Here is a 7164-nt window from a genome sequence, read left to right on the forward strand (position 1 = left end):
CGGTGATCACCGAGCTCGACGGGAACACCGACCCCGAGTTCGTCTTCGCGGTTGGCACCCTGGACGACCTGGGATTGGTCATCTGGGATGGCAACCTGGTCGGAGTCACCCTGAAGGGCCTGGACGTTATCGAGGCAACCCGAGCGGCCACCGAGGCAAACAGCCACAACTACTTTGGATGAACCACCAAACCCCCGCAGCCAGCGGGGGTTTTTTTATGCCCCCACCAGGTTCTTCCGCAGCGCCGACCGCAACGTCGACTCCGGCACCCGCAACCGTTCGGCGGCCTGGGCCACGGTGAAGCCCTGCCCGGCCAGAAGCTCCCACTCGGTGGCCAGCTCGCCCGGCCGGTAGGTGTGGGTCTCAAAGTCCTCGAGCCGGCCAGCCCGGGCCGTACTGGACCAGCAGGCGGTGCACAACCCTCGGGCAGCGTGACTGACGGCCCTCGGCTCCCCCCAGGTGCGAGGCACGATCCGGCGGGCACATAGGCGGCACGTTCTCGGCCAGCTCACGCCGCCGTGTCGCCCTCGAACAGCCCCAGCTGCCCCAGTGTGCCGGCGATGATGCCCCGGGCCCTCCAGGAGGCCGTCAGGGCGTCGGAGATGGCCAGGACGCGGATCGCCCTCTCCGTCTCCCGATCCAGCGGAGCGGGGACTGGTGGCCGGTCCGGACCGTGCGCCGGGGGTTGGAATCGGCGCACGTACTCCGCCCGGCTCCACTCGCGGTACTCAGCCTCCGACACGGAGTGGAGGTGGTGCAGCGGGATGGAGTGGGTGCCGAAGCCCTCATCGCTTCCGCTGCGGTCCCGTAGGCACACCGCGCGGTCGATCCCGACGGCGCGTTCGAAGCGGATGATCGTGGCAATGCCGGTTCCCCAGCCGATCGGGCCGTTTACGCTAACCGTGTCACCGACCTTGAAATTCGTCACCCGTGTGGCCCATCCAAGATCTCGAATGTGACAAATGGTTGGCAAGTGGGGGACGCAAGTGCGTCAGCGATCGGTCACGATGGCCTAGTCAGGCGGCGGCCAAGGACGGGGAAAAGGGTTCAGCGCGGGCCAGCCTCCACGGCTCGCGGGCCAGCCTCCTACCCGGACCGCCCCAAACGGGCGCCCAGCGCCCACGCTGCGGGCTTTGCGGGCTGCCCCCGGGGTGGGTGGGATAGGTAAACCCGCACAGAGGCGCTCAGGGCTCGCTGGGACGCAATCAGGCCAGCAGTGGTACCAGAACATACCGGCCGTCAGTTTCCGAACTCGTTGCCAGATCTTCGACGAACCCCAAACGCATCCCGATCGACTCCGCCAAGGCGTGCGCTTCGGCGACAAAGTCCACATCTGCCGACCACCGCAACTGGGCCGGAGTGAAATACCCAGTCGGCTCAAAATCAATACCCCGGTGGATAAAACGGGCAATGGGGTGCCGGTCAGCTTCGGCGCACGCAAGGAAGTAAGAAATCGCCCAGGCGTAGTCGACACCCTTCTCGATCACCACCGGGTAGTCGTCCAAGTTCGGTGCGTAAGTCATCAGTTGATGTACCCGGCGTTGCGGGCCTGCTCCAAGCTGATCGAAGTGGATTTGCCGTCGGTGCCCATCACGTTCACATGGTTGGCAACCTTCACCGCATGCTGACCGACGACCTGGCCCTGAGCGTCGTGAACGTCCAACATCTGAGTCGGACCGCTACAAGCGCAGTCGGGCATGACGTGGATCGCCACACCACTGTGAGTGCGGTGACAGCCGTCAAGAGGTGCGGCACCGTGCGCGATCACCGGGAGTTCGCTCATGGTGTCTGCTCCGTCCAGGGTGGATCGTCTAGGCCAAGGTCCAGCAGGTACAGGTCCACCTCGTCGCGGACCAGGGCGATGATGTCAGCCTCGAGCAGTGAGAGTAGCCAGCGGCGGATCATGCAACACCGCGAGTTGCGCTAACCCTGCTGTGCCAACCGCTCCTAACGAGTCCGCCGCAATTCTGGCAGCGGAGGAGGTTGTAGTCGATCACCACAGCCCTGTACTTCGACGGCTGATTCCGCAACTTGTCACTACCGCACTGGTTGCAACGCTTCTCATCACCATCAGTCGCACCAATCACCGGGTGCGTGCTAATCCACCCGCGAAGGCGGTCATAGAGCCACTCGGTGAGCTCAACATCACCTGCGTTGTAGCGCTTCATGGTGTTCTGCGCCCTGATGTTGCCATCAGCAGCGGCATGAGCCATGTCCATCGAGTAATTTAGGGCCTTCCCAGGTCTTCCAAGCCTTCTTGAGACGCTATCCAGCGATTTCGATTCAAACCCAAATTGCTTTACGACCCTATAAAGGTCAACGTCTTTCCATGGCCTAGGCGGTTGCATTCCCGCCTCAAGCCACTCCGACCGGAGGTGCTTGTTGTCGAAGGTTATACCATTATAACTAATGACGATGTCCGCAGAGTCGTAAAGTGTCCATATCTCCGATAGCATCGCGGCGCGATCTATCCAGGATGCCGCAAAAATGTGCTCTTTCTCGCCGTACCAGCGGGCGTCCCAGCACAGCAGCTTCGGCCATTCCACGAAGTTGCGTGGGGCGATGTAACGGGTCTTGGGCTCCCACACGCGGGCGAGTCCTGGCAGTCTTTCGATGTCGAGGATTAAGATCTTGCTTGGGTTCTTGATGCGGTTGCGCGTCACAGGACTCACGGGAGAGCTCCCCTGGGGATAAAGGAAAGCCGTCAGGGTTCGGGCCCTGACGGCTTCTTTGTAGAGCTAGTTGCCCGCTTTCGGGTTCAGGCAGCTTTGGGACGCCGCTCGCTCAGGCGCTCCGGGTCGTACCGCTCAAGCAGCTCGATGGCCCATGCCACCTTGTCGGACACCCGTTGGCCCGCTGGCTGCCAGGTGCTCCACAGTTCGAGGTTGCCAGATCGAAAGTTCTCATCGAGAATGCCCGTGACACGATTATCGGCACGTTGACCGTTTACGTGGTGGACAGTTTCCGTCCGCAAAAGCGGGCGACCCAGCAGTTCTGCCATCAGTTCGCGGTGCTTGAGCTGAACGCGTTTCTTAACCGTCACCAGGTGGTAGCCGTTGGCGATGCTGCCCTCTCCGGCCGCTCGGCGCATAGGCGCCGGACCCCCCATGGGGCGCCCCTTGCGCTTGCGCTCGTAGTGCATGCGGCACAAGCCTTGACCGCAGGTCTTCCTGCCGCAATCCCCCACGGAGCAAGGGACTGCCTTGTACTTCCGGATCTCGGCCGGTCCCGGGTCGCCGTGAGCACGCACGCGCCAGTAGTGAGTAGTGCACAGCCCCTTTGTCTGGCGGGGCTTCGAGCAGCCGACCACTGTGCAGGCGCCCTCACGCGACATCGTCGCGCGTACCGGTTCCGTTCCCGCCGTGCCGGTGGCGCGCCACCGTTCGTAGTGGGTGGAGCAATAGCCTCGAGCCAAGACCTTGCGGTCGCATACGGCGACCGAGCAAATCTTGCTGTGGTGCGATGCTGGGGTGGTTGCATCCATGCATTTATTCTACCCGAAATGCGCAGGTCAGGCGTGGTATTCGGTGTGTGTTACGTGGGTCCGATTTCGCGTTCTAGCCAGGTGGTCAGCCAGTCGCGGAGCTGTCGTGCGTGCTCAACGTCGAGGGCTGCGGGATCACCAGGGAGTGCGGTGTTGTGGTAGGACTCGGCCGCCAGCAGGTTCACAATGCGGCCGAGGTCGTGCGCTTCGAGGCGGAACGTTTCCACACGGCGGTTAACCCTCGGTGTGTGGTACGCCAGGTGCGGGAGCCTGGTGCACCTCGAGCACCGCGAGGGGTTAGCCACCGGCCTCTAGCCAACGGTTGAGCCAGTCCCGGATGGCCACCGCTGCGTCCCTCTCAAACACGGCCGAGGCAACGGTCGAGCCGTGCGGGTCTTCGATGCCGACCTCAAGGCGGCGGCCACGTACGGTCGGCTCCAGGTAGAGCTGGAGACTCCCGATCTGGTCAAGAACAGTCAGTTCGTCAGCCATTGGCCGACCAGTGGTAGTTGGCCAGGAACAGGGCGTCCGCCTGTGAGGTGCAGGGGTAGCTGGCGTCGCACGTCAAACAGACCGTGGCCCACAGGCGTGGGTCGAGCTTGAATACCCGGCTGCGATGCCTCAACGGTGCAGCCGCGGCCATCGCGGGCATGGGTGCGTCCTCTGGCAGGGACACAGGGTCCGCGGCCAGGCGTAGCAGTGCTGTTGCCAACCCGGTGGCCAGGTATGACGGTGAGGTGAGCACGGCGAACCTGTCTGCCAGTTCCCACCACAGGTAGGAGGTGTCGTAGCCGTGTTCGATGTCCCCGCGCAACGCGGTGATCATCTTCGTCAACGTGTCGTCCGCTTTAGCTTTCGCCTGGTCAGCGTGAGGGACCAGGTGCGTCGGGAGCTTGTGCATACTGGCCTCCCTAGTCGTGGAGTTTGTTGGCGACAGCCCGCAACGCCCGCACATAGTCGGCCCGCTCATCCGGTGTGGACGCCATCAGGCCTTCGTCCTCGAGCGCATCACACTGCCCGTCAAGATGCGCAGTCAGGACCAGAGTCGCAATGTCCGTTTTGGACAGGCGGTCAAACGTTGCGGTGAGAATGTCGATGTCGTGGCGGCAGCGGGCCACAATCCCGTCTAGGTCCATGCTGCCCCCTAGGAGTGAGGACGTAACGGCGGAGATCGCAGCGTGCGCAAGTGCCTGGGCGGCAGCGGCGGAACCTTGCCAGGGCTGCCAGTAGGCGGTTCATGCAGCTGGTAGTCGCCTGACAGTGCCGCCAAACATGGCGACGTCAACGCTGTTGGGGTCCGGGTCGATCCACGCGACCACCGTGTTGCCGCCGTGGGAATGAACAGCCTCAGCTGAGGCAACATCGGGCCAGACGACCGTTGAGCGGTGCTCGCCGACCACCCAGCGGATAACGCAGGTGCCGTCGGTGAACTGCACGCCTTCGGCGACGTCACCGCAGCCCGATACGCCGGTCACGTCGTGGGACCTACGCAGGACGAAGCGGCGCATCAGGACGCCGCCTGGTCCAACCACGACTGCAACATCTGCCGGTGCGACGAATCCAAACGGATGTGCCGGTAGTCGCCCTCAGCGTCGTAAACAGTCAGAACCGCTTTGTTGCCGTCCATGAAGAGGCTCAGGCTGCGGCCGGTGGGCTCACTGAACTGCTGGTAACCGTTGGCAACACCAACAACGATCGACTCCGCGATGGACACGATGGGCAGCTCAGGGGCAGGCCCCTTGGCCGTGTACAGGGCGCGGAGAAACGCTTCTCGCTCGTCACTCGCAGGCTCGGGCTCTGCCTCGGCGACCCCAAACCCGTAGGGGGATTTGGGCTCCGCCTCGGGTTCGAGGTCGCTCGACAGGTCAACCCCGTACTCGACGTCCGGGGCTTCGATCTTCTCGTTCTCGTCATTGTTGCGTCGGAAGCGCATCTTGACGTCCTTCGGCGTTTATGTGGCCGCCGCCCCGTGGTTAGCGGGACGGCGGCCTGGGGTGGGGGCAGGCTTGGATTACGCCGCCTGCGCGCTGTCAGGCGGCTCGGGGAGAGGTGCGTTCAGGAGAGCCCGGATCGTCTTCGCCAGCACTCCGTGGGTGTCGAACTTCAGGCCGATCGTCGACCAGGACAACAGCTCGCGGTTGATGAACTCACCAACCGGGCCCGGATACAACAGGCGGGCCCTGTACGCGGCAGCTTTGATGCGTTCCTTTTCGTGCTGCTCCAACCACGCAGGCGGGTCGGTTGCCAACACGTGCAGCGTCGGAGTGAGCGGTTGCATCGCCCACCCCCCTAAAGTGCCGGCCAGTACGGAACAAGCAACACCGCCACAACAAGGGACAAGCCGAGCGACCCGAGTAGCCAGCTCTTCTCCAACGCGGCCCATCCGAGGATCGTCAGACCGAGCGCCACGAGCAGTTGAGCCACGGCGCCCGGCAACATTTAGTCCTCGTCGTCGTCATCGCAGGGTTCACGGCCCAACACCGACGCCTGGGCGATATCCATGGCGGTAGCGACCATCCCCCGGGCATCAATCCAGTCGAGGCCTTTGGACCGGTAGTAGCCGAGGGCCACGTCACCGGTTTCAAAGTCCATCGTCTTGGTGATGATTATCATCGCGGTGACCTGGTCATTCTCGCCCAGCTCAGCCTTCATCCCCATCTGCTCAACGATCGGGGCGAACGGCTGCCAGGTTTCTTCGTCGCTATCGGCCATGAGTGCCTCCGTGGAGGTGCTACTTGAGCGCCTTGAGTGCGGCGATGGCCTGAGTGGTGGCCGCTTGCACGGCTGTGAAGTACGCCAGCAGCACCGGAACGTCCGAGGGTGCCGGAGTGGGCACTGGGGCTGGCGTGGGCGTAGGAGTCGGCACAGGCGTCGGGGTGGGCACTGGGACCGGCACGGGTGTAGGCGTGGGCACAGGTGTGGGGACCGGAGTTGGCACTGGCGTAGGCGTCGGAGCTACGGCTGCGACAATCCGCGAGCCGATCGGCACGCCCAGGCCGGTCACCACGTCGTACCCGACACCGGCCTGATAGCCACCGTTGTTACCAGTCGTGATATCCGTGAACGCGGTCGGGTTTGCGTACAGCGCACCGTGGATCGAACCCGCACGCGCGCCGTTGATCTGGTTGGCGATGGCCATCAGGCCAGCCCACATCGGGGCCACAGCGCTAGTGCCGCCGATGACGCCCATCTGGCCGCCGACCATGACCTGCCACCCGGTCACCGGATCCGCAACGCCGGCAACGTCCGGCACACCACGACCAGGGTGTCCGGCAGGGTTCGACGGAACACGCGCGTTCGCCTGGTAAGACGGCAGCCCGAAGTGCTGGCTGACCCCACCGCCAGTGGCGCCCTCGTTGTTCGCGGTCTCGTTCCACGCCCACTCGGCCGCTGTGGTCAGCGTGGTACCGCCACACGCCACGACGTGCGGGGACGAGGCGGGGAAGTCGACGGTGTTGGCCGTGGTGCCATCCGTTGAACCGTTGTCACCAGACGCGGCGAAGATCGTGATCCCGGCGGCGGCAGCATCGGCGAACAAAGCGTCGTACGCATCCATCGCCTGCGCGGTCCACGACGACTCTGGGCCACCCCAGCTGATCGAGATCACTGAGGGCTTACGCACCTGATCGTTGATCGCCGTGGCAATCGCCTGGTAAAACCCTGCGTCCGTGTTCGGCCCA

The 7164-nt window shown here is 63.9% G+C and carries 18 protein-coding genes; 1 reads left to right on the plus strand and 17 read right to left on the minus strand.

What is annotated here, in order from left to right; translation table 11 throughout:
• Positions 1-182, plus strand: a 182-nt coding sequence (locus VGH54_RS23885; protein WP_331514595.1) for a hypothetical protein, incomplete at its 5' end; no start/stop codon positions are given.
• Between the two features lie 33 nt (positions 183-215).
• Here the strand turns inward: VGH54_RS23885 and VGH54_RS23890 are convergent.
• From VGH54_RS23890 to VGH54_RS23970, 17 genes are all read right to left on the minus strand, one after another.
• Positions 216-470: a hypothetical protein gene (locus VGH54_RS23890; protein ID WP_331514597.1), complete on the minus strand. Its 255-nt coding sequence runs from the start codon at positions 468-470 to the stop codon at positions 216-218.
• A gap of 38 nt (positions 471-508) precedes the next feature.
• Positions 509-928, minus strand: coding sequence for a hypothetical protein (locus VGH54_RS23895; RefSeq protein ID WP_331514598.1), 420 nt, complete (start codon positions 926-928; stop codon positions 509-511).
• A 277-nt stretch (positions 929-1205) separates the two neighbouring features.
• Positions 1206-1505: a hypothetical protein gene (locus VGH54_RS23900; RefSeq protein WP_331514599.1), complete on the minus strand. Its 300-nt coding sequence runs from the start codon at positions 1503-1505 to the stop codon at positions 1206-1208.
• A 17-nt stretch (positions 1506-1522) separates the two neighbouring features.
• Positions 1523-1783: a hypothetical protein gene (locus VGH54_RS23905; RefSeq protein ID WP_331514600.1), complete on the minus strand. Its 261-nt coding sequence runs from the start codon at positions 1781-1783 to the stop codon at positions 1523-1525.
• Positions 1780-1905: a hypothetical protein gene (locus VGH54_RS23910; protein WP_331514601.1), complete on the minus strand. Its 126-nt coding sequence runs from the start codon at positions 1903-1905 to the stop codon at positions 1780-1782. Before VGH54_RS23910 ends, VGH54_RS23905 begins: the two co-directional genes overlap by 4 nt.
• Positions 1902-2663: a ribonuclease H-like domain-containing protein gene (locus VGH54_RS23915; RefSeq protein ID WP_331514602.1), complete on the minus strand. Its 762-nt coding sequence runs from the start codon at positions 2661-2663 to the stop codon at positions 1902-1904. The genes VGH54_RS23910 and VGH54_RS23915 overlap by 4 nt, the downstream gene beginning before the upstream one ends.
• Before the next feature lie 95 nt (positions 2664-2758).
• Positions 2759-3484: a hypothetical protein gene (locus VGH54_RS23920; RefSeq protein ID WP_331514603.1), complete on the minus strand. Its 726-nt coding sequence runs from the start codon at positions 3482-3484 to the stop codon at positions 2759-2761.
• Positions 3485-3534: 50 nt separating this feature from the next.
• Positions 3535-3711: a hypothetical protein gene (locus VGH54_RS23925; RefSeq protein WP_331514604.1), complete on the minus strand. Its 177-nt coding sequence runs from the start codon at positions 3709-3711 to the stop codon at positions 3535-3537.
• A gap of 70 nt (positions 3712-3781) precedes the next feature.
• A complete protein-coding gene (locus tag VGH54_RS23930; protein WP_331514605.1) occupies positions 3782-3976 on the minus strand; it encodes a hypothetical protein in 195 nt (64 codons plus the stop codon).
• A complete protein-coding gene (locus VGH54_RS23935; RefSeq protein ID WP_331514606.1) occupies positions 3969-4385 on the minus strand; it encodes a hypothetical protein in 417 nt (138 codons plus the stop codon). The genes VGH54_RS23930 and VGH54_RS23935 overlap by 8 nt, the downstream gene beginning before the upstream one ends.
• A 10-nt stretch (positions 4386-4395) precedes the next feature.
• The gene (locus VGH54_RS23940) at positions 4396-4620 is read right to left on the minus strand and encodes a hypothetical protein (protein WP_331514608.1); all 225 of its coding nucleotides are present in this window, start codon (positions 4618-4620) and stop codon (positions 4396-4398) included.
• Between the two features lie 99 nt (positions 4621-4719).
• Complete coding sequence (locus tag VGH54_RS23945) at positions 4720-4992, minus strand: hypothetical protein (protein ID WP_331514609.1); 273 nt, start codon at positions 4990-4992, stop codon at positions 4720-4722.
• Positions 4992-5417, minus strand: a complete 426-nt coding sequence (locus VGH54_RS23950) for a hypothetical protein (protein ID WP_331514610.1) — start codon at positions 5415-5417, stop codon at positions 4992-4994. Before VGH54_RS23950 ends, VGH54_RS23945 begins: the two co-directional genes overlap by 1 nt.
• A gap of 78 nt (positions 5418-5495) precedes the next feature.
• Positions 5496-5762: a hypothetical protein gene (locus VGH54_RS23955; protein WP_331514612.1), complete on the minus strand. Its 267-nt coding sequence runs from the start codon at positions 5760-5762 to the stop codon at positions 5496-5498.
• 11 nt (positions 5763-5773) lie between these two features.
• A complete protein-coding gene (locus VGH54_RS23960; protein ID WP_331514613.1) occupies positions 5774-5923 on the minus strand; it encodes a hypothetical protein in 150 nt (49 codons plus the stop codon).
• Positions 5924-6196, minus strand: a complete 273-nt coding sequence (locus tag VGH54_RS23965; protein WP_331514614.1) for a hypothetical protein — start codon at positions 6194-6196, stop codon at positions 5924-5926.
• A 19-nt stretch (positions 6197-6215) separates the two neighbouring features.
• A partial coding sequence (locus VGH54_RS23970; RefSeq protein ID WP_331514615.1) for a S53 family peptidase occupies positions 6216-7164 on the minus strand: 949 nt, incomplete at its 5' end.

This window comes from Mycobacterium sp. (genome assembly GCF_036488105.1).
GTDB lineage: Bacteria > Actinomycetota > Actinomycetes > Mycobacteriales > Mycobacteriaceae > Mycobacterium.

Bases quoted from the DNA above. Each gene is read 5' to 3' on its own strand.
- VGH54_RS23905 (WP_331514600.1), bottom strand. From the start codon at position 1,783: ATGAGCGAACTCCCGGTGATCGCGCACGGTGCCGCACCTCTTGACGGC.
- VGH54_RS23910 (WP_331514601.1), bottom strand. From the start codon at position 1,905: ATGATCCGCCGCTGGCTACTCTCACTGCTCGAGGCTGACATCATCGCC.
- VGH54_RS23920 (WP_331514603.1), bottom strand. From the start codon at position 3,484: ATGGATGCAACCACCCCAGCATCGCACCACAGCAAGATTTGCTCGGTC.
- VGH54_RS23930 (WP_331514605.1), bottom strand. From the start codon at position 3,976: ATGGCTGACGAACTGACTGTTCTTGACCAGATCGGGAGTCTCCAGCTC.
- VGH54_RS23935 (WP_331514606.1), bottom strand. From the start codon at position 4,385: ATGCACAAGCTCCCGACGCACCTGGTCCCTCACGCTGACCAGGCGAAA.
- VGH54_RS23940 (WP_331514608.1), bottom strand. From the start codon at position 4,620: ATGGACCTAGACGGGATTGTGGCCCGCTGCCGCCACGACATCGACATT.
- VGH54_RS23945 (WP_331514609.1), bottom strand. From the start codon at position 4,992: ATGCGCCGCTTCGTCCTGCGTAGGTCCCACGACGTGACCGGCGTATCG.
- VGH54_RS23950 (WP_331514610.1), bottom strand. From the start codon at position 5,417: ATGCGCTTCCGACGCAACAATGACGAGAACGAGAAGATCGAAGCCCCG.
- VGH54_RS23955 (WP_331514612.1), bottom strand. From the start codon at position 5,762: ATGCAACCGCTCACTCCGACGCTGCACGTGTTGGCAACCGACCCGCCT.
- VGH54_RS23960 (WP_331514613.1), bottom strand. From the start codon at position 5,923: ATGTTGCCGGGCGCCGTGGCTCAACTGCTCGTGGCGCTCGGTCTGACG.
- VGH54_RS23965 (WP_331514614.1), bottom strand. From the start codon at position 6,196: ATGGCCGATAGCGACGAAGAAACCTGGCAGCCGTTCGCCCCGATCGTT.